We start from the raw sequence: 22,250 nt of genomic DNA, 5'->3' as shown, positions 1-22,250 counted from the left end.
TCGATTAAAAGTTTAGGTTAACACCAAGAGTAAAAGTCATTGGAAACAATGAAAGCTGGGTATTTAAATCTTCCCCTATTATTTCGGGATCCGAACCTATGTAGTCCGAAAAGGTAAAAGGGTTTTGTACAGATCCATAAATCCTAGAATTATTAAGCCCTAAAAATTTATTCATTTTATCATTTAAGGAATATCCCAATGTTATGTTCTGAATCTTTACAAATGTCCCTGAAACCTGACCTAATACTTGTGTGTTGTATGATTGGGCTCCCACTTCTTGATAGTCGTTACTTTGATTATCAGGGGTCCAATAATTAACATCGGCCTTGTTCCAATGCTCGTTATCCCAGGCCGTGAAGGTATAGGCAAAACTATCATTATACAGACCTCCGATCCGTGCGTACATATCAAACGATAAATCAATATTTTTATAAGAAAACGTATTTACCATACCAGCCATCCAATCCGGGTTGGGTGATCCTACGATTTGATAGTCTTGTTGGTCCAAGTTATAATCACCATTTACGTCTTCTACCTTAATATGCCCAACGCTCTGACCATATAAGGCGGCCTCTTCCGCCTCAGATTCCTGCCATATTCCGATTTGTTTTAAATCGTAGATTACATTTATAGGTTGGCCTATAAACCATCGGTTGCCCAAATCATCCTTTTTGTCCCCATACAGATCCTTTATTTTATTCCTATTCAAGGAAAATGAAAATTTACTTTTCCAATAAAAATCCTGATTAGAAATATTAACTGTATTTAGTCCTATCTCTATTCCTTTGTTAGTAGTGGTCCCAATATTTTCATAAATAGAATTAAACCCGTTTACTGAACCAACGGCCTTGTTAAAAATTAAATCATTGGTTGTGCGGCTATAGACATCGATGCTTCCGGAAATTCGGTTATTAAAAAATCCAAAATCCAAACCAATATTATGTTCAGATGTCATTTCCCATTTCAGATCGTCATTGCCTTTTGCCCCACCAAGTCCAAATCCGTTAGTACCGCTATCTCCGAAGGTATATCGGGAGAGATCTAATTTGGTCCAAGTTATATCATGTCCAATGTTATTGTTGCCGCTCCTTCCATAACTGATACGTAGTTTTAAAGAATTTATGGCGTCAAAATCCTTCAAAAACCTCTCATTTTTGATTTGCCATCCAAATGCCAGAGAAGGCATAAAGCCCCACTGATTTCCTTCTTTAAGACGCGAGGTTCCATCATAGCGCCCAGTAAAGGTCAAAATATACTTATCCCACATAGAGTAATTGGCTCGAAGCATATATGAATTAAGTGCTGATTCCCAGTAATAACTACTCACATCACGAATCTCATCGGCAGTTTGAATAGCGTGCCAATCAGAGTCATAAGGTAATCCATCACCTCTCATTGCAGATCCTTGGTGAGTATCTTTTTGAATACTGAACAAGCCAATAACATCCAAACGATGATCCTTAAAAAATTCCTTTTTGTAGGTAAGAATGTTATCCCAAACTAAATTCCTATTTCTAGCTTCTCTGCGATAGGCCTCACTTTCATTGACACCACTTTTTTGCTGGGTAAAAGTCCCAATCCATTCCCCAAAAAGATCCGTATCAAACTGGTAAGCTAACTGGGATTTTAAGGAAAGACCTTTCATGGGCTTAATTTCCACGAATCCGGAAAAATTGGCAAAAAAAGCCTCCGTTTCCCGGATGTTATTCTCATTCTGAATAAAAGGATTTATTTTACTGGATGTAGGTTGAACTATGAAGGCATATTCACCATTTTCATCGTACGGACTAACAATTGGGGGAAGAAAGTAGGCGTTTATTAAGGTCTCCGCCGCCCCATGGTTGGTATTATTATTCGAAATATAAGAAGTTAATCCTGTCGTAATTTTATCTGAAAACCGGTGTTCCAATCCAATATTTGCTGTAATTCGATCAAAGCCTTCTTTTCCTACCATTCCTTCATCCTTTAAATATCCTAAACCAAACGAATAGGAAGAATTCTCATTTCCGCCACTTGAATAAATACTATGGTTTGTAACTAAACTATTATCAGAAACCTCACGCAGCCAATCATAATATTCGCCATTTCGTATACGTCTTTTTTCGTCTTCAGTTAAAAAGTCTGACCTAGATAAAGAAGCATCTCCATATTTCTTTTTCCACAAAGCAATCCTATAATCCACATATTCCAATCCGTTGCCTTTATTTCCCAACATATCTGGGATACGCGTAGGGGTTTTTATCCCGACGGAACCACTATACTCTATTGATAATCCTTTCTTTTTATTAGCTCCTTTGGTAGTGACAATTACGACCCCATTGGCGCCACGAGAACCATAAATAGCTGTTGAGGAGGCATCCTTTAATACATCAATTGATTGAATATCGTTGGGGCTTAAGTATTTAAGACCAGAATATGAAGGTATTCCATCTACCACATATAAGGGTTCATTGGAAGAATTGATAGAGTTCATCCCCCTTATTTGAATGCTCATATCAGCACCTGGCCTATTGGAGGACTTGGTAACCAAAACACCACTTACTTTACCATTCAAAGTCTCTGTAACATTGGTATTGTTTACTCTCACCAAATCACTGGAAGATATAGTTTCTATAGAACCTGTTAGATCCTTTTTTTCTACAGAACCATATCCTATAACCACTACATTTTCCAATACCTCTTCATCATTTTGCATAACAATTGACAAGTAAGTCTCTTCTGTGATGACCCTCTTTTGGGTGACCATCCCAATAAAAGAAATTGAAAGTACATTTCCCTTCGGAACGCTAATACTGAATTTCCCATCAAAATCAGTCACTACCCCTTTTCGAATGTTCTCAATAACAACATTTGCACCTGGAATGGGAAATCCCTCTTGGTCCTCCACCAATCCAGTTACTTGAACCTCGGTATTCTGATTTTGTGACCGGAGTTGTCCTGTGAACATTAATAAAATTGTTACTGTCACCACCAACATCAATTGTGTTGTGTAATTCTTATTTTTTTTCATAATTAAATTCACGTTTAATATTCGTAAGGGTTAGTCATTTAGTGGCATCCATTTATAGCTACCCACAATCTTTGCGGTGTGATTTCCTGTTTTGTCCAATATATTTTGATCGTCTTCGGGCACTTGAGTGAAATCCCATGCACACTCCAAATCCGTTTCAGAACCTGATACATCCGAATTCATAAGTACTTTGATATCTTCCAATGATTTTGCTGTATTCCAAAAGCGAAATTTTTTAATATAACCAGTCATAGTCCTACCTCGGTCTGTAGGTTCCTGAAAGGCCCACATATTATAGTTCTTGGTATTTGGCTGGTACGATTGTAGTTCACCGGCACCATTAAAAATGTCGTTAGTTTTGCTAAAGAAAAGGTCTCCATTTAAATACATCTTAAGCTGGCCTTCCGCTAAACTGGCATCATAAACCATCACAAGGTGATTCCATTCCCCATAATTTTGTGGGTACTTACTTCCAAATTCCAATACCCGTGACTCTTGTGGGCCCATTCCAATTGTAGCACGTAAGTTGTCACCCAAAAAATTGATCATCCAACCTTCTATCGGCTGGGTACTACCATCAAAAGTTGCTATAAAATCACCTATACCACTTTCAAAAAATCCTTTATCATATTTCAGCCATGCCTCTACAGAAAAAGCATCGTCTCCTCCAAATGCCGGGTCGGCCCCAAACTCAACACGTCCTTTACCATCAATACCAAATACTATAAGTTCTGCAGGTTCACCAGGGGGTAAAGTAAATTGAAGTGAATTTTCGAACTCCGCGATTGCCTTCTCAGCTTGTATACAATAATTATCGGCTTCAAATTGTAATGTAAATTGGCCAGCCAGTCCTTTTGAATACCCAAACTGAAGTTTTTCAATTTCTTGTTGAAGTGCAATGGCATTTTCTTCTGGGTAACTTCCGTCTTCATCACCTATAATTGCGTTTTCTAAAAGTGACTCCATGGTTTCCAAATTGGTGTCAAGACAATTCATACTAATTTCCCTTGGTTCTGTGTTAACTTCATCCTCGCAGGAATGAAAAACAAGCGAACAACAATACAGGGCGAATAATAAATTCCATTTTCTTTTCATATTTTTCATTTAATCATTAAGGTTTGGCAATCATTTTAATTTTTGTAATACAACATCGTATTTTCAAAAATTTAATTTTCCGTAAATATATCCGGGTAAGGTTAGTTTGAGGGTTAATTTTGGATTAGGGTAGGATTAGATGTGGATTAATTTTGTTAATCCAATGATTTTTTAATCAAAAAATGAGAATATATTATTTTTCCAGGGACAAAATTGCCATTATAAATTCCAAGTCAGGAACCATTTATGCCGATAATATCAGTGCAATTTCAGGTTTCAACTGAATTGGACATTACTACTGAAATCAGCGTAATTGTAAAGTTAATCTCCTTAAATCTCCCAACTAAATTGCGCCAATAGTAATAATATGTTTTAAGAGATTTGAGGTTAAGTCCTTATGAAAACACATATTGTTCCTATTGATAGTTCACTATCTATTGTCTTCACACATAGAACTGAACTCCATATAAATTTTTAACTCTTTGAATTTATCCCAATCGATTAATACTGTAGAAAGATTGAAGCCTGAATATTAAAGTAGAAGATGGGTTGGATCAAGTATAGAAAGATTTTAATGAGGTTATCATATAAATCCTTATTCAACATTCAAAATCGAAAAATGAATTGTTTTAAACATGTTGTACCTATGTTGTACCCAATACAATCAAAAAAGCCCTCCCATCTGGGAAGGCTTGATTTTACTAGTGGTCCCACCTGGGCTCGAACCAGGGACCACCTGATTATGAGTCAGGTGCTCTAACCAACTGAGCTATAGGACCATTTCCTTTTTTGCCTCTAGCTTCAAATACGCTTATTTGAAAAAGCAATCGGGAACCGCAATTTGCGGATGCAATATTACTACTTATTTTTTAACACTGCAAACAAATTAGGAAGCATAATTTAGCGCTTAGGCAACAACTTCGCCTTTAAACTCCCTACTGTAGTAATTCTTCCCCTTGAGCCGGAGCTTCCTGACAGAGCTCTATCAGCACCCCGTTGGTGCCCTTGGGATACAAAAAAGCCACCAGTTTGTTATCCGCTCCCTTTTTGGGAGTTGTATCTAAAACGGTAAACCCTTCCTGGACCAAACGTTCTATTTCCGCCGCAATATCATCTACCGCAAAGGCAATATGGTGAATTCCCTCTCCCCTTTTCTCCAAAAATTTGGCTATGGGGCTATTGTCATCAGTGGCTTGCAACAGTTCTATCTTATTGGGACCGGCTTTAAAAAAAGAGGTTCTTACCCCTTCTGACGCTACTTCCTCAATTTTATAATGGGGAACCCCCATTAATTTTTCAAACAAGGCATTGGAAGCCTCCAAATCATGTACCGCTATACCTAAATGTTCAATTTTGTTCATATTCACCATATTTGGCCCCTAACAATTTCTATGGGCCCTGTCTTTCATGGCCATAACCCAACCAATTATCGGATTCTTATTGGGCTTAACCACCACTTCTCTCAAAAATACTACATTCCACATAATCTAAGGCTATTCCATACCCAATCATAGAATCTATATAAATATATCGTATTTTTGTGCCATGGAGACACAAAGACAGAAGAAAATAGGCGGGGTTATACAAAAGGATATCGCGGATATTTTACAACGTGCTGCTACCGACGGCGGACTAAAAGGTACGCTAATTTCGGTATCCAAAGTGTCGGTCACCACAGACCTTTCCATCGCCAAGATATATGTGAGTATTTTTCCGGCCAACAAGGGCAAGGAATTATTGGAAGGAATTAAATCCAACCAGCCTATGATAAAACATGAACTGGCACAACGTACTAGGCACCAGTTAAGAAGGGTTCCAGAACTTTTATTCTTTCTGGACGATTCCTTGGAATATATAGATGGCATTGAAAAATCGCTCAAGGGCGAAGAAAACCCCGTTAAGAATCCAGATCTGTTGGAAAAAAGGAAAAAATCATAAGATTGAACTTCCCTTTATACATAGCAAAGCGGTACTTACGTTCCAAGAGTAGCCAAAATGCCGTAAACATCATCAATTTTATTACATTTCTGGTCATCGTTATTGGATCGGCAGCCCTTTTTATTGTCCTCTCAGGTTTTGCCGGACTAAAAACTTTTAGCCTTTCCTATACCAACATGGTAGATCCGGATCTTAAGGCATTGCCCTTAACAGGTAAATTCTTTAGCGTGTCCGAATCCCAGGACCAGGCACTTCAACAACTGAAGGATGTAGCAGCCTATTCCAAGGAAATTGAGGAAAAGGTCTACCTGACCCATGATCAAAAGGCCCATATTGCCTATATAAAAGGAATAGATTCCACTTTTACGAAAACTACGCCCATAGACAGTAGCCTGTATTTTTATGGTGATTGGGCCGTTAACAGCTTACAAGGGGTTGTAGGGCAGGGAATCGTTAACTTGTTAGGATTAAACATCAACAATTTCCGGAGTCCCCTGGTCATTCGTGTCCCTAAACCGGGAAAAGGCCTTTTGGGCCAACGTTTGCTAAAGGATAGTTATAACGAGACCAATCTGGTCATAAGTGGTATATACCAGATTGAGGAGGAGCTGGACAGAAAATATGTCTTCGCAGACCTGCCTATGGTACAGGCCCTGTTGGAAAAGGATAGTACCCAGATATCCGGAATAAACTTTAAACTCAAGGAAGGGGCCAATGTTCCTGACCTGAGGCAACAAATCGAAAATATTTTACCAGGTCAGGTTATTTTAAAGGACCGCAGGGAATTGAACAGTACCCTACATAGAATGTTAAATACGGAGAACCTTGCCACCTATCTTATTTTTACCTTAGTACTCATTATTGCCCTTTTTAATGTAGTGGGTGCCATTATCATGATGATACTGGACAAACAACAGAATTCCAAGACCTTGTACAATCTGGGTACGACCATTAAGGCATTAAGAAAAATTTACTTTGTACAGGGCATACTGGTAACAGGATTGGGTGGCTTGATAGGTGTATTTTTGGGTTCTATGTTAATATGGTCCCAATTGGCCTTTGGATGGTTAAAAATAACGCCTTCCCTATCCTATCCCGTGGAATACAGCTTGATCAATGTTTTTATAGTCTTGGCTACCATTATTGTCCTGGGCATAATTGCCTCCTTAATAGCCAGCAGTAGGATCAATAAAAAATTAATAGCACACTAGCTTACAAATTCGAAGTCCCCGAATTTTTCCATTACCTCATCAAAGGCCTCGAACACATCTACCGAGTGGTCACTGGTGACCATCTTCATACGGTACTCCTTAAAATTGGGAATTCCCTTAAAATAATTGGTATAATGCCTACGGGTTTCAAATACACCCAACTGTTCCCCTTTCCAATCTATGGCCATTTGTAAATGACGACGGGCAGCATTAACGCGCTCCTCCATGGTAGGTGGGGCGGCATGGGTCCCCGTTTTAAAATAGTGCTTCACTTCTTTAAAGAACCAAGGATACCCTATACTGGCGCGTCCTATCATGGCTCCGTCCAAGCCGTATTCGTCCCTCATTTTCATAGCCATTTCAGGGCTGTCCACATCGCCATTCCCAAAAACCGGAATGTGCATACGCTGGTTGTTCTTCACCTCAGCTATGGGTCCCCAATCGGCTTCTCCCTTATACATCTGTACCCTAGTTCTGCCGTGTATGGAAATTGCCTTGCAACCTACGTCCTGCAAACGTTCTGCTACCTCAACAATTCTAATGGAGTCGGAATCCCAACCCAAACGCGTTTTTACGGTGACAGGCAGTTTGGTATGCTCTACCATGGCCTTGGTCAAGGACACCATTAAGTCGATATCCTTAAGGATTCCGGCCCCGGCCCCTTTACAAACCACTTTTTTTACGGGACAACCAAAGTTGATATCGATAATATCCGGCCCGGACTTTTCCACTATCTCCACAGATTGAAGCATAGAGTCCAGGTTGGCCCCAAAAATCTGTATCCCTACAGGACGTTCCTTTTCATAAATATCCAATTTCATGACACTTTTGGCAGCATCACGGATAAGTCCTTCCGAGGAAATAAATTCGGTATACACCACATCAGCACCCTGCTCCTTGCACAAGGCACGGAAAGGTGGGTCACTAACATCTTCCATTGGTGCAAGCAGCAATGGGAAATCCGGTAATTGAATGTCTCCTATTTTAGGCACAGTATATATCCTTTAATTTTTGGGACTGCAAAATTACAGAAAAATTATATAATCCTAAATTTCAAGGCATAAGAATAGTTTAACAGCTAAACAAAGCCAATAACAAAGTTCCTGTTTAGATATATTTCTATCTTAATAATGCATTGGGAAATTTAATTATAAAGTAAATTAGCCCTTATGTTATCTCTTATCTTTATGCCATACGAGCCAATTCTGTTTGGAATAAAAATCAATATACATTTGGTATTGGAATATTTGGCTTTTTTTGTTGGGTTTCAATATTACCTCTATTTAAGAAAACGCACAACGGATACCATCTCCACCAATAACCGTTTATCCATCATTATTGGCGCCATATTTGGTGCCTTATTTTTTTCCCGATTAATGGCCTTTTTAGAAAATCCACCCCTACACTACTCCCAGGGCATACTATCCTTCCTTAATAACAAAACCATTATGGGCGGACTCTTTGGTGGGTTGTTGGGCGTAGAGTTGGTAAAAAAGGTAATTGGGGAAAAACAGTCTTCTGGGGACCTCTTCACCTTGCCCATAATTCTAGGGATAGTCATAGGAAGGTTGGGCTGCTTTTTGGCAGGGACCAAAGAATTTACCTTCGGGAAAGAAACTACATTCTTCTTGGGTATGGATTTGGGCGACGGACTTTCAAGACACCCGATTGCGCTTTATGAGATCGTTTTTTTACTAGGTCTGTTCTTCCTGATCCGACAACTTCAGAAATCCGCCCTGCCCCTTAAAAATGGAAGCTATTTTAAAATATTTATGATCGGCTACTTTACTTTTAGGTTTATGATAGAATTTTTAAAGCCGAATACCTATTTCTTATTAGGTTTAAGCAGCATTCAATATTTATGTTTACTTTGTTTACTGTATTATTATAAATCCATTGGAGAAGCCATTAATTATGCCCGCAAAAAACTATACCTACTATGATTTTACCCTGAGTCTTTGCCCTGAATGCCTAAGGCGGGTAGATGCCAAGATCGTCTTTGAAGATGACAAGGTATACATGCTAAAAAATTGCAGGGAGCATGGAAAATCAAAAGTGATCATTGCCGATGATATTGAGTATTACAAAAATATTCGCAACTACAATAAGGCTTCCGAATATCCCAAGACCTTTAATACCAAAACCCATTATGGTTGCCCTTATGATTGTGGGCTTTGCCCAGACCATGAGCAACACTCCTGCCTTACGGTAGTTGAAGTTACGGATCGCTGCAACCTTAGCTGCCCTACCTGCTATGCTTCCTCCTCGCCCCACTATGGTAGACATAGAACCCTGGAAGAAATAAAAAAGATGTTGGATGTTATCGTAAAAAACGAAGGTGAACCAGACGTGGTCCAGATCAGCGGCGGTGAACCTACCATACATCCACAGTTTTTTGAAATATTGGATTATGCCAAATCGTTGCCCATTAGGCATTTAATGGTAAATACAAACGGTATTGAAATTGCCAAGGATTTTGCCTTTGCAAAAAGGTTGGCCACCTACGCTCCCGATTTTGAAATTTATCTTCAGTTCGACTCCTTGGATGATAAAGTTCTAAGAACGCTACGCGGTGCTGATTTAAAACAGACCAGACTCAAGGCTCTTGATCATCTTAATGCACTTAACCTGTCCACCACCTTGGTAGTTACCTTGCAGAAAGGTTTGAACGACCTTGAAATGGGCTCCACCATAGACTTTGCACTGAAACAAAAATGCGTTCGGGGAGTTACTTTTCAGCCTACACAAATTGCAGGAAGACTGGAGAATTTCCAGGTCGATGAAAATAGGATTACCCTAACCGAGGTTAGACGCAAAATTTTGGAGCAATCCCCTATTTTTGAGCCGGACGACCTAATTCCCGTTCCTTGTAACCCTGATGCCCTGGTCATGGCATATGCCTTAAAGATTGGGAATGAGGTAACGCCCTTAACGCGGTATATAAATCCGGACGACTTGCTAAATAGCGGGAAGAATACCATTATCTATGAACAGGACGAACAGCTACATGAAAAAATGATACAGCTATTCAGCACCGGGAACTCGGTAGAGAAAGCTTCCGAGAATTTAAAATCCATCATGTGCTGCCTCCCGGAGATCGATGCCCCCAATATGGGCTACGACAATTTATTCAGAATCATTATCATGCAATTTATAGATGCCTACAATTTTGACGTTAGGGCCATTAAAAAATCCTGCGTTCACATCGTTAACAAAGATTATAAGATTATACCCTTCGAAACCATGAACCTCTTCTATAGGGACGATAAAATAAAACGTCTCAACGAACTAAAAGCAGAAGTGGAACACCACCTATAATTCATTGATCCAAGGCTCCATATCCTTCGTAAACCCATATTCCTTGGTTAAGGATAAAGTGGATTGGGCGTTATATCCAAATCACCTAGACACAACGTGACCCCATTTTTCTCCCAGGCCTATTATAATTTTATGGTATATTTAATCTATAATTTTAGCTATGTATATTTTATCCCTTCCTTTAGAAGTAGGTAACTTGGGCGGACTAGTGGCAATCCTTTTTTTGATTATGTTCGGTCCGGCCATTCTATTATTGGTTATAGGCTTAATATTGAGGTCAAAGCGGAAGAAAAAAGCCGGCAAGATTTTAATTATTTTGGCCGGAGTCTATATGCTGGTTAGCCTAGGGGTTTGTGGAGCCTTGGTGGGTGGATATTAAAGCCTATCCCGTTCATCCGTGTCTTTGGATTTGTAGTTATCCCTAATCTTCATATTGCCAAAGTTATACCTAAACCCAAGCGAAAATATTCTCGCGTCAGGTTTATAGATGGAGATATTAAATTGATTGTCATATTTTCGGGTGTTCCGTAATTTAAATTGCCTAAATATATCGGTTACCCCCATAGTGACGGTTCCTTTATTACCCCAAACGTTTTTCTTTAGTGTAATGCCCCATTCGTTATAGAATTCCTGTCTGGAATTACCGGTGATGACCGGTGAAACATAGGAGAAATCTATATTGGCCGTTAGGGATCTATCCTCCAAAAAGGTCAGGTTATTACTAAACTGTAACAGCAAGGTCCAAAGGCCCTGATCTATCTTGTTCTGAGATTGAATATCCGTAAAACGCTCCGCACCATAAAAATAAGAGGAAAGAAAATAGGTGTCCCAAAACCTTGTAATATTTTTGCGATAAATAAAATCCAACCCATAGGCCAATTCCCTATCCACATTATTCGTAATAAATCGCAATAATTTACTTTCATTGTCCTGAAAGGTCAACAATCTCATAATATCCTTATGGTACCTATAAAAAAGCTCAAAGGTATAATCCTTGTTATAACTATAGGAGAAAATTACCGAATTCTTAAATGAGGGTTTTAAGTTTACATTACCTTCTATTACGGAGTTATTGCTCTGAAATACTTGGAATGGGTTAATTTTACTATAACTGGGTCGTATGATACTTCTTTTGTAATTAAACCCAAACCTATGTTTTCTATTGGGGTTGAACTGCAAAAATGCCGTTGGAAAAAATTCCAAATAATGATTTTTGATCTTGTCCACTGTATGACTGTAATCCCCTTTGGTTTCTGTATACTCCGCCCTTAATCCGGATTTCAATGACCATTTGTTCCAATTGGCGTCAAAACTGGCATAACCGGCAAAAATTTCCTCGTCATACAAAAATAACCCGTCTTCGGTAGGTTCTATACCCTCTTGCTCCCTATCAAAACCTTCTTGGGTTATATAGCTTTCGGAATCTATAATAGCGTATTTTATACCCGTCTCAAAATTGGCGTTCTCCCCTACCGGTGAAACAAAATCTGACTGTACACTGTACAAATCGGTGTGCTGTCTATTAAAGGTATTAAAATTATTCTCCCCGACTATGGTACGGTTACTATCGTAAAAGTCGGTTTCCAATTCCTGATCTTTATCATAATCATAATGGGTATAATGCAAATTCACCGCCAGATTGGAGCCTTGATCGTTAAACTTGTGTTTGTAGTCCAGATAAAGCGCCGAGTTGATCGACTCAAAGTTGGCATCGTTCAAGGTAAGAAACCCAGTTGTATTGCCACCATCGGCATCCTGTATTTTGGTATCTGAAAAATCCCTGCTAAGGTAAGAAGGGGTAAGGGTAGCCAATGCGGAAAAACTTAAATTGTTATTATCATTAATGGCATAATCCAAGAAAGCACTGGTATTGTGCTTCTTACTTCTATAGATGGTCTCAAGATCTGAAGTCCAGGTATCCGTTATTTGACCTGCCTCAATAAAATTGGTGATATCCGTATAATTCGTCAAAATCTTATTCTGAGCAAAGCTGTAATTAACAGATAGTTCCAGCTTCTTCCCCTTAAAATAATGATTTGTTCCTATCATTTGTCGGGGAAATACCCCTTGGCTATATCTATTGTAGACGGAACCATTGTAGCCCGCCACCAAATTCTTCTTCATTTTAATATTGATCAAGGTCCCGCCTTCAGCATCGTATTTCGCCGGTGGTGTAGTTATTACCTCTATAGATTGGACACCCTTGGCAGAAGTGCCACTTAAAAGATTAAGAATGTCCTCTGGAGGAAGGTTCACTTTCTTGTCGTTTATCATTATCTGAACGCCTTTCTCCCCTTTCACGGTAATCTCATCGTTCATTACGAAGACAGTGGGAGTACTCTTAAGAACATCCCATAAATCCGAATCCGAAAGCGCTGTATGCTCAATATTAAAGACCAACCGATCTACTTTTTGTTCCAACGATGGTTTTTGGGAGACTACGACCACCTCGTTCAATGCCTGGCCCTTATCGTCTATATAGAGAGGTCCTATGTCTAGATCAGAATTTACCTCTATCATTTTATAGGAGGAATGACTCCCTATATAACTGGCACGTATCAAATATTGGTTGCGGATTATATTGTCGAAAGAAAAAAAACCTTTTTCATCAGATGCGGCTCCTTTAAAAAAACTGGTATCGGCAACCTTGTAAAGCAGTATATTTGCAAAAGCAACCTCAGTACCATCTGATTGCTTAACATGGCCTGAAACCTTGTATTCTTGACCCATTGCAGGCATCCAAATTAAGAGAAAGAATAGGGTCGAAACCTTTAACATTGTCACAAACAGTGGCATATCCGTTATAAAAATTGTTAAAGTTAACTTTTTATTAACAATCCACAATAGTTTCTCCAAATTTTGTAGTAAAAATCTACAAACCGGATATTTATCCCGAGAAATTCCCGGAAATCATCTGCCAAATTTTATCCCTCCCGGGTAACAAAAACGACCTTGGAGAATTTTACTTTAAAAATCATGGATAAAGCCTATCTTTGCAGTTGCTTTGATCTGCATTGGATGACAATGAAATGCTGATCACGAAAAAAGGGATACTGAAACGCATTTTTATAGCACCTATTCAGGACCAGTAAATTAGGCATACATGAAAAACATACGGAATTTCTGCATCATTGCACATATTGATCACGGCAAGAGCACCTTGGCCGATAGGTTGTTAGACTTTACTGGTTCGGTAACGGAACGGGAAAAACAGGACCAGTTATTGGATAGTATGGACCTTGAACGCGAGCGTGGGATCACCATAAAGAGCCATGCCATTCAAATGGATTATGAACATAATGGCGAGAAATACGTACTGAACCTAATTGATACCCCTGGACATGTGGATTTTTCATATGAAGTATCTCGTTCCATAGCAGCCTGTGAAGGTGCCCTATTGGTAGTAGACGCTGCCCAGAGTATACAGGCCCAGACTATTTCCAACCTTTATTTGGCTCTGGAAAACGATCTTGAGATTATTCCTGTATTGAATAAAGTGGACCTGCCCAGTGCCAATCCAGAAGAAGTTACCGATGATATTGTTGATTTATTGGGTTGTAAACCAGAGGACGTTATCCCTGCTAGTGCTAAAACGGGCTTAGGAATCCAAGAAATTTTGACGGCCATCATAGAACGTATACCAGCGCCCAAGGGCAATCCTGATGAATCCCTACAGGCTTTAGTGTTCGATTCCGTTTACAATCCGTTTAGGGGGGTAGAAACCTATTTCAGGGTTATTAACGGGGAAATAAAAAAGGGTCAAAAAATAAAATTCGTAGCCACGGATAAAAACTATTTTGCGGATGAGGTGGGTACCCTAAAACTGGTACAACACCCCAAGCAAAGTATAAAGGCGGGAGATGTTGGCTATCTCATTACTGGTATAAAGGATGCTAGGGAAGTAAAAGTAGGGGACACCATTACAGATGCGGCAAGTCCAACCAAAAATCCTATCGGAGGTTTTGAGGATGTTAAACCAATGGTATTTGCCGGTATTTATCCGGTAGATACAGAAGATTATGAAGAACTGCGTTCCTCTATGGAAAAATTGCAGTTAAATGATGCCTCTTTGGTATTTACACCAGAAAGTAGTGCGGCACTTGGGTTTGGTTTTCGTTGCGGCTTCCTGGGAATGCTGCACATGGAAATCATCCAGGAGCGTTTGGAGCGGGAGTTCGACATGACCGTGATCACCACCGTACCCAACGTAAGTTACCATGCCTTTACCCGCAAGAATCCGGATGTACCCATTATTGTCAATAATCCATCCGATCTACCCGATCCATCAACTTTAGATCACGTAGAGGAGCCGTACATTAAGGCAACGATTATCACCAAGGCCGATTTTGTTGGCAACGTTATGTCCTTGTGTATAGATAAAAGAGGGCAGATTACCAACCAGACCTATCTGACCACGGAAAGGGTAGAATTGAATTTTGATATGCCCCTGGCGGAAATTGTGTTCGACTTTTATGACAGGTTAAAGACGGTATCCAAAGGATATGCCTCCTTTGATTATACGCCAATTGGCATGCGTACCTCCAAATTGGTAAGGGTAGATATATTGCTCAATGCACAACCTGTGGATGCCTTATCCGCTTTAATACATGCCGACAACGCTGCCAACATTGGAAAAAAAATGTGCGAAAAGCTTAGAGAACTGATTCCAAGACAACAATTTGATATTCCCATCCAAGCCGCAATCGGGGCCAAAATAATTTCCAGGGAAACCATCAAGGCCTTAAGAAAGGATGTAACCGCCAAATGTTATGGTGGTGATATCTCAAGAAAGAGAAAATTGTTGGAAAAACAGAAGAAAGGTAAAAAACGTATGCGCCAGGTTGGAAACGTAGAAATACCCCAGCAGGCATTTATGGCGGTACTTAAGCTGAACGATTAAAGAAAATAGAAAAGTCCATAAGTTTATAAGGTCAATATATCGATTATCCCATATTTGGGGGCCATGTACCAATTAGTGATCCTTAGCCTTTCTGCCTATGGAAATCAAGCGGTTTCCCCCTTTTGTTTTACCAATAACAATCCCAAAATAGTAAGCCCGGCATTAACGGCTATATTGATAAATCCAAAGTCGAAATTAAAGGATTGGGCAAAGAACACACTCAATAAATAAGTAAGTACGGGAGCCAATACACAAATAAGGGGCACCCATTTATCCTTAACGGCAATCTTGGTAAACATCCCCAGCATATAAAGGCCCAATAACGGACCATAGGTATACCCAGCTACTTTGAATATAAGCGATACCACATCTCCCCTGCTGTTTGCAAAGAGCATTATTATCAAAAATAATACCACCGAAAACCCAAGTAAAACCCAATTTTTAAGCCTTTTTTTATCCGCACTGGATTTATGTGAGATATCCAGAAAATCATAGGTAAAGGAAGTAGTTAGGGCGGTTAGGGACGAATCCACACTGGAAAATGATGCCGCAATGATTCCCAACAAAAAACTGATTCCCGCAAAAATACCAAGGTGGTTCAATGCCAGATCTGGAAACAGGTTGTCCGTATCCAAAAGTGCTCCGTTTTCACCTACGGCCAACGTAATTCCGTTATTCTCCGTATAAATATATAATAGGATTCCCAAACCCAAAAACAAAAATTGGGTGATGGCCAAAATAAAACTGTAGGTCAGAGTATTCTTTTGTGCATCCCATTGGTTCTTACAGGTCAATGTTTTTTGCATCATGTTCTGATCCAGTCCTATCATGGCAATGGCCACAAGAATACCGGCAATAAACTGTTTGAAAAAATTATTGCTCGATTTGTTTTCCCAATTGAATACTTCAAAATACTTATGCTCCGTTACCTGTTGAATGGCTCCTGAAAACGACAGGTTTAAGGAGGTAGTAATGGTATAGATCGTAATAATGGCGCCCAAAACCAAGAAGGTAGTCTGTAAGGTATCTGTCCAAACAATGGTCTTTATTCCAGATTTATTGGTGTACAACCAAACCAACAGTAAGATGATGATTACCGTTATGGGAAACGGAATATTCAATTGATCAAATAAGGCAAACTGAAGAATTTTTGAGGCCAACAATAACCGCAAGGCTGCCCCAAAGGATTGTGACACCAAAAAGAACAGCGACCCGGTCTTATAGGTCTTTACCCCATATCTCTGATCCAAATAACCATAAATGGATACCAGCCTTAACCTGTAGTACAATGGAATTAACACAAAGGTAATGAAGAGATAGCCCACAACATTCCCCAGAATAAATTGGTAGAAATAGAAATTGTTATTGCCTACCATACCCGGAAGGGACACAAAGGTTACTCCTGAAAGTCCTGCCCCCACCATTCCAAAGGCCACCAAAAACCAAGGTGATTGTCGGTCCCCCGTAAAATAAGACTCGTCACTTCTATTTCTTGAAGTGAAATACGAAATGGTCATTAACAGAACAAAGTATACGGAAATGATCGCTAAAACTAGAAGTGGATTCAATGCAGCTAGATTAAATTATAACTTAAAGTATTCTTTCTTATGGTATTATTCAACTATTATTCATGGATAGCCATTTTGGCCAAATGTACAGGTTTAGTACCCAGCCACCTATGTTTTCTGTTTCTTATCTTGCTTGTCAGCCTCCAATAACTTTCCAAGATACACCAACTTACAGCCTTCCTTAATATCCTCGAAATTTTTACTGAAGGAAGAAATAATTTTTAAATCCCCGTCCAAGGTCTTTATAAAAATGGGAACAATGTCCTTATCCGCTTTGGTAATTTCTATGAGTCCCTCATAATGTTCCTTGCCCTTTAATTCTATTTCATGAATTACGGGATTACTTCTAGCGGCTTCCGTCAGGGTAATAAAATCATCGGTATGTGAAAAAAGACCTTCCATTGGATTATTTTCAGGATCGTTCATTTCATCCGAATTTACAAGCCTAAACGAACCCTGCTCCCCAAATTCCTTCTTGAAGGTTTCAATAGCGTATTCATTGATGTCCGAGTTACCGGTCAATGCCATTAAATATCCAACATCGTTCAATTCTATATTGTCCGTTAAGGCATCGGAATAGATATTGGCCACAAAGGCCTCGAGCCCAAGGTTTTTAGCCTTTTCTATATTGTTCTGGTTATTATCTATCAATACCACATGCCTATTATTTTTCTTTAGATAACTGGCTATCAATCTAGGCACCTTGGAAGCACCTATAATGAGAATGCCTTCGGACTTTTCCAAGAATACCCCGAGTAATTTGGCCATGAACCTGGCGGTTGATGCATTGAGAAGTACTGTTCCCAAGACAATCATAAAGACCAAAGGTGTAATATATTCCGCTCCTGGTTCCCCTCGCAAGATTAATTTGGAACCAAATAATGAGGCTATCCCCGCAGCAACAATCCCCCTGGGACCAACCCAGCTTATAAACAACTTTTCCCTAAAATTAAGATTGGAACCCATAGTGCTTATAAAAACTCCCAAAGGTCTAACCACAAAAACTACAATAGCAAAAAGTATTAACGTATTAGGACTATACAACAATTCCAGTTCGGGTAAATTCATACTTGCCGAAAGTAAAATGAAAAGCATAGAAATCAAAAGTATGCTAAGCGACTCCTTAAAATAAAGTAGCTCCTTAATATTGGGAAGCTGTGTATTCCCCATGACCATGCCCATAACCACCACGGCGAGTAGCCCGGATTCATGTGCAAAAAGCTCTGAAATAACAAAAACCGAAAGCACTACGGACAAGGATACCACATTTAACAGATAATGGGGTACGTAATTTTTTTTAATGGCCAAGGTCAAGGCATGTGCAAAGGAGAAACCAAAAGTGAACCCCAGCAGCAACACCTTTACAAACTCCAAAAGTCCGGTCTGGGTATAGCCCTGCCCTTCCCCGATACTGATAAACTCAAAGACCAATACCGCTACAAGGGCACCAATGGGGTCTATCAAAATTCCTTCCCATTTCAGCACCGCGGATAGGTCCTTCTTCAAAGGAATATTTCTAAGGATAGGAGTAATTACCGTTGGACCCGTTACTATAATGAGCGCCGAGAACAAAAAAGAGATTTGCCAAGGTAAATCAAATATAAAATGCGCTGCTGTCCCAGCTAAAAAAAAGGTAACTGCACTACCCAAGGTAATCAACTTGGTAATTACCGGGCCTACTCTAGTAATCTCGGAACGTTTCAAGGTAAGTCCGCCTTCAAATAATATTACCCCTATGGCCAAGGATACAAAATGGTATAGGCTCTCCCCTAGAAACAAACCTTCAGTCTTGTTCCAGATGGGTCTTATTAGTTTGGTACCGTCCTCCGTAAACAAAGTAGATATAGGTCCTACCAATAGACCTATAAGAATTAAAGGCAAAATGGCCGGTAATTTAAAGCGCCATGCCACCCATTGTGCAATGATACCAAGAACAATTATTCCCGCTAGTTCTACCATAAAAAAATTTGAAGCAAGATAAGTTTTAATATAGAAAAAATCCATCTATGGTAAAAAAACCTTGGCTCACGATTAAAAATTGCCGTTTTACCTCCATGGCAAAGGCAATTCATTGCAGGGAATTTGTAAAAGACACCATCTTTTTAGTGGAAATAAAAGGTATTAAACCTCAGGGCAAGCCCTGAACCCAATAATTAGGAGTCGACCCAAGGGTCGAGGTATTGAAGCTAGATCCCGCCGAAAAAGGTGGGATTAGTTCAACTTGCCATTTTCAGTGCGTCTTACTGACTTCTCCAAGTTGAGTTTCACTAATAAAGTTTCCAGTTTCTTTGGGATTAGCCAATTTTTAGGTATTTTCTCATCGGTTTTCCCACCAATACATTACTACTATGGTAGAACTGAATATAGTAAACTTGTTGATGGTATTGGCCGCTGCCTGGCTTGGGGGGATTCTGGCCAAACGAATGGGTTTCCCTGCCATTTTAGGGGAACTTTTGATTGGTATAATTTTGGGTCCTGCGTTATTGGCTGTATTGGAAACCTCAGCTGACCTCGACATTTTGGCGGAAGTAGGTATTCTTTTCCTTATGGCCTATATTGGCATGGAAATTAACTTTAAGGATCTGGGTAAAGCCTCATGGGCAGGCCTACTTGCTGCCATTGGTGGATTCATAGTTCCTTTTGGGCTCGGCTATTACACTATATTACATTTTGGGGGTACACACGTTGCCGGACTGTTTGTTGGGATTGCCGTTGGGGTCACTTCCTTGGCCACCAAGAGTAGAATTCTCGTAGACCTTAAACTTCTGGATACTCGAATTGCATATGTCCTTATGGCGGGAGCCCTAATATCGGACACCTTGGCACTTATTATTTTTGCAGGGATTATAGGTTATGTGGAAGCTGGCAGTATTGATACCGCAGGCCTCGTATGGGTGGCAGGGAAAGCAATTCTATTCTTCACCATGGCCCTGTTAATCGGCATCTATTTATTTCCTCTTTTGGGTAAATTGCTCACAAAGGCCAAGTTAACGAGCCGGACCATACTAGTTACCATTTTGATTATAATGGTGCTTGGTTTTTCCGAGTTGGCCGAACTTGCCGGACTTCACGGTATTTTGGGAAGCTTTATGGCCGGACTCTTTATTAGGGATAGTGTTTTTTCCAGACAGATTCTCAAAGATATTTCAGCTGTCTTTCATGATATTTCCATAGGTTTTCTAGCGCCCATATTTTTTGTTACGGCCGGCTTTCATGTTACTTTGGAGGTCTTTCAAACAGACCTGGCCCTTCTGATAAGTGTCATTGTAGGTGCCGTAGTAGGAAAGATATTGGGAACCACACTTTTTTATCTGCCCAGCGGTTATGGTTGGCGGGAAGGGTTTACTATTGGTACCGGCATGAACGGAAGGGGGGCCGTAGAAATAATTATTGCAGGAATAGGCCTTCAGATGAACATTATTTCGCAGGAAATTTTTTCAATATTGGTGTTTATGGCCATTTCTACCACTCTTACGGTGCCAGTATTCCTAACTTGGACCACCAATTGGCTCCGAAAGCGCGGGGAGCTTGTAAAACAGGCAGCTCGTAATGGTTACCTGATACTTGGAGCAAACCCTTTGGGGCTGTTCATTGCCAAGCAATTGGCCGAACAAAACGAAGTAATCCTTATAGACTACAATAAGGATTTGGTACAAGAAGCCAAGGCACAGGGCTTAAAGGCTATCTATGGAAACGGACTTAGGGAAGACGCGTTTGAAGAGGCGAACGCCTTAAATACAAAAACCTTTATAGCACTAACGGGAAATAGCGAGATTAATCTTCTTTCCGCACAATTGGCCTACAACTCCTTTTACATCCCAAACAGAATAGTGCTGGTCTCCCCGGTTGAAAATGGGGCAGGATTAAATCTATTGGAACACATGGATGCCTCTTCCCTCTTTGCCAACAAAACAGATATGGTGCCTTGGTCCTACAAAATAACCACGAACAATTTTGAGCAAAAGGCAGAAAAAATAGAAAAGGAAATCTCCACCAGAAACTGGTTTAAAAACAATGCCAAAAATAAAGATATCCTACCTATTATAATTCTCGATGAAAATGGCCAAAAACGACCATTTCATTATAAGGACGTTATAAAGCCAAAGGAAAGCGTTGTTTACCTACAGTAGCTAAACACCAATGCTAAAATGCTGATAAAGTGTTAAAAAACCTCTAATAAAACCAAGTTTCAAGAAATATCCCTAGTGCTTTTGTTAATTTGCACCTTCTTTACACTAGGTTATCTATGAAATTATACCCTATTGAATCTGGAAATTTTAAATTGGATGGTGGGGCCATGTTCGGTGTGGTACCAAAATCAATATGGAACAGGACCAATCCGGCAGATTCAAATAATATGATAGATATGGCCGCAAGATGTCTATTAATTGAGAATGGCGACCGACTTACCTTAATAGATACCGGGATGGGCAATAAACAATCCGATAAATTCTTTGGTTATTACTATAGGTGGGGAGACCATTCCTTGGATAAATCCCTAAAAAAATATGGCTTTCACAGGGATGATATTACCGATGTTTTCCTGACCCATTTACACTTTGACCATTGTGGGGGAAGTATACAATGGAACAAGGATAGAACCGGTTACGAACCCGCTTTTAAAAATGCCGTTTTTTGGACCAACAAGGCCCATTGGCAATGGGCCACGGAACCAAATGCTCGGGAAAAAGCTTCCTTTTTAACAGAAAACCTAATACCCATGCAGGAAAGTGGGCAGTTGCGGTTTGTTGAAAGAACGGGAAACCCTTTCGCGGAAAAATCGGAATTGGATTTTGGAATTTTGTTTGTGGACGGACATACGGAAAAACAGATGATACCCCATATTAACTATAAGAACAAGACTCTGGTATTTGCAGCGGACCTACTCCCCACCGCAGGCCATATTCCACTGCCCTATGTTATGGGCTATGATACAAGGCCGCTATTGACACTCTCAGAAAAAGCACTTTTTTTGGACAAGGCCGTCAAAGACGATTACTATCTGTTTTTGGAACACGATGCCCACAACCAAATCTGCACCCTACAAACAACGGACAAGGGAATACGTTTAAAAGAAATACATACCTTTGCCCAGCTTTTTGAATAATATGAAAAATAATAGACTCCTATTTATAGCAGACCATGGCTTCATGGAAAGCTTTCAAGCAAAATTTTCTGGAAATCAAATTAATAAGACATTCTAATCTAAC

Annotated in this window: 15 protein-coding genes and 1 tRNA gene; 8 read left to right on the top strand and 8 right to left on the bottom strand. The window is 39.8% G+C overall.

Translation table 11 applies throughout. The features are described from left to right. Window positions 1-4: 4 nt before the first annotated feature. The 4 genes from B9Y87_RS18875 to mce all read right to left on the bottom strand — a co-directional run bounded on the left by B9Y87_RS18875 (window position 5) and on the right by mce (window position 5,466). A complete protein-coding gene (locus tag B9Y87_RS18875) occupies window positions 5-3,010 on the bottom strand; it encodes a SusC/RagA family TonB-linked outer membrane protein (RefSeq protein ID WP_085500523.1) in 3,006 nt (1,001 codons plus the stop codon). A gap of 30 nt (window positions 3,011-3,040) precedes the next feature. Then, the gene (locus B9Y87_RS18870) at window positions 3,041-4,105 is read right to left on the bottom strand and encodes a LamG domain-containing protein (protein ID WP_085500594.1); all 1,065 of its coding nucleotides are present in this window, start codon (window positions 4,103-4,105) and stop codon (window positions 3,041-3,043) included. A gap of 705 nt (window positions 4,106-4,810) precedes the next feature. After that, a tRNA-Ile gene (locus B9Y87_RS18865) sits at window positions 4,811-4,884 on the bottom strand. A gap of 156 nt (window positions 4,885-5,040) precedes the next feature. After that, on the bottom strand, window positions 5,041-5,466 hold the full coding sequence (mce, locus tag B9Y87_RS18860; protein ID WP_085500522.1) for a methylmalonyl-CoA epimerase: 426 nt from the start codon (window positions 5,464-5,466) through the stop codon (window positions 5,041-5,043). 184 nt (window positions 5,467-5,650) lie between these two features. On the opposite strand from mce, the gene rbfA reads away from it, so the two are divergent. After that, complete coding sequence (rbfA, locus tag B9Y87_RS18855; protein ID WP_072860162.1) at window positions 5,651-6,043, top strand: 30S ribosome-binding factor RbfA; 393 nt, start codon at window positions 5,651-5,653, stop codon at window positions 6,041-6,043. Window positions 6,044-6,045: 2 nt separating this feature from the next. After that, complete coding sequence (locus B9Y87_RS18850; protein ID WP_085500521.1) at window positions 6,046-7,254, top strand: ABC transporter permease; 1,209 nt, start codon at window positions 6,046-6,048, stop codon at window positions 7,252-7,254. On the opposite strand, the gene dusB is transcribed toward B9Y87_RS18850, so the two are convergent. Beyond that, complete coding sequence (gene dusB / locus B9Y87_RS18845) at window positions 7,251-8,246, bottom strand: tRNA dihydrouridine synthase DusB (RefSeq protein WP_085500520.1); 996 nt, start codon at window positions 8,244-8,246, stop codon at window positions 7,251-7,253. The genes B9Y87_RS18850 and dusB overlap by 4 nt on opposite strands. 177 nt (window positions 8,247-8,423) lie before the next feature. Between dusB and B9Y87_RS18840 the strand changes: the two genes are divergently transcribed. The 3 genes from B9Y87_RS18840 (at window position 8,424) to B9Y87_RS18830 (ending at window position 10,951) form a co-directional block, all read left to right on the top strand. Next, window positions 8,424-9,197: a prolipoprotein diacylglyceryl transferase gene (locus B9Y87_RS18840; RefSeq protein ID WP_085500519.1), complete on the top strand. Its 774-nt coding sequence runs from the start codon at window positions 8,424-8,426 to the stop codon at window positions 9,195-9,197. Further along, entirely contained in the window at window positions 9,169-10,572 is a 1,404-nt protein-coding gene (locus B9Y87_RS18835; protein WP_072860158.1) for a radical SAM protein, read from the top strand. Before B9Y87_RS18840 ends, B9Y87_RS18835 begins: the two co-directional genes overlap by 29 nt. A 160-nt stretch (window positions 10,573-10,732) precedes the next feature. Then, window positions 10,733-10,951 (top strand): hypothetical protein, encoded by a 219-nt coding sequence (locus tag B9Y87_RS18830; RefSeq protein WP_072860157.1) that lies wholly within the window; start codon window positions 10,733-10,735, stop codon window positions 10,949-10,951. On the opposite strand, the gene B9Y87_RS18825 is transcribed toward B9Y87_RS18830, so the two are convergent. Next, a complete protein-coding gene (locus B9Y87_RS18825) occupies window positions 10,948-13,302 on the bottom strand; it encodes an outer membrane beta-barrel family protein (protein ID WP_176225679.1) in 2,355 nt (784 codons plus the stop codon). The two genes, B9Y87_RS18830 and B9Y87_RS18825, sit on opposite strands and share 4 nt — an antisense overlap. Before the next feature lie 373 nt (window positions 13,303-13,675). On the opposite strand from B9Y87_RS18825, the gene lepA reads away from it, so the two are divergent. Then, entirely contained in the window at window positions 13,676-15,472 is a 1,797-nt protein-coding gene (lepA, locus tag B9Y87_RS18820) for a translation elongation factor 4 (protein WP_085500517.1), read from the top strand. A gap of 104 nt (window positions 15,473-15,576) precedes the next feature. On the opposite strand, the gene B9Y87_RS18815 is transcribed toward lepA, so the two are convergent. Further along, on the bottom strand, window positions 15,577-17,040 hold the full coding sequence (locus B9Y87_RS18815) for a sodium:solute symporter (RefSeq protein ID WP_085500516.1): 1,464 nt from the start codon (window positions 17,038-17,040) through the stop codon (window positions 15,577-15,579). A gap of 108 nt (window positions 17,041-17,148) precedes the next feature. Further along, a complete protein-coding gene (locus B9Y87_RS18810) occupies window positions 17,149-18,999 on the bottom strand; it encodes a cation:proton antiporter (protein ID WP_085500593.1) in 1,851 nt (616 codons plus the stop codon). A gap of 389 nt (window positions 19,000-19,388) precedes the next feature. On the opposite strand from B9Y87_RS18810, the gene B9Y87_RS18805 reads away from it, so the two are divergent. Together B9Y87_RS18805 and B9Y87_RS18800 are read left to right on the top strand one after the other, a co-directional pair. Beyond that, on the top strand, window positions 19,389-21,170 hold the full coding sequence (locus B9Y87_RS18805) for a cation:proton antiporter (RefSeq protein WP_085500515.1): 1,782 nt from the start codon (window positions 19,389-19,391) through the stop codon (window positions 21,168-21,170). 116 nt (window positions 21,171-21,286) lie between these two features. Continuing rightward, window positions 21,287-22,147, top strand: a complete 861-nt coding sequence (locus tag B9Y87_RS18800) for an MBL fold metallo-hydrolase (protein ID WP_085500514.1) — start codon at window positions 21,287-21,289, stop codon at window positions 22,145-22,147. Window positions 22,148-22,250 lie beyond the last annotated feature (103 nt).

Source organism: Arenibacter troitsensis (genome assembly GCF_900177645.1).
Classification (GTDB): Bacteria; Bacteroidota; Bacteroidia; order Flavobacteriales; family Flavobacteriaceae; genus Arenibacter; species Arenibacter troitsensis.
The sequence above is the reverse complement of the archived record's forward strand: the minus strand, read 5'-3'. Positions and strand labels throughout refer to the sequence as shown.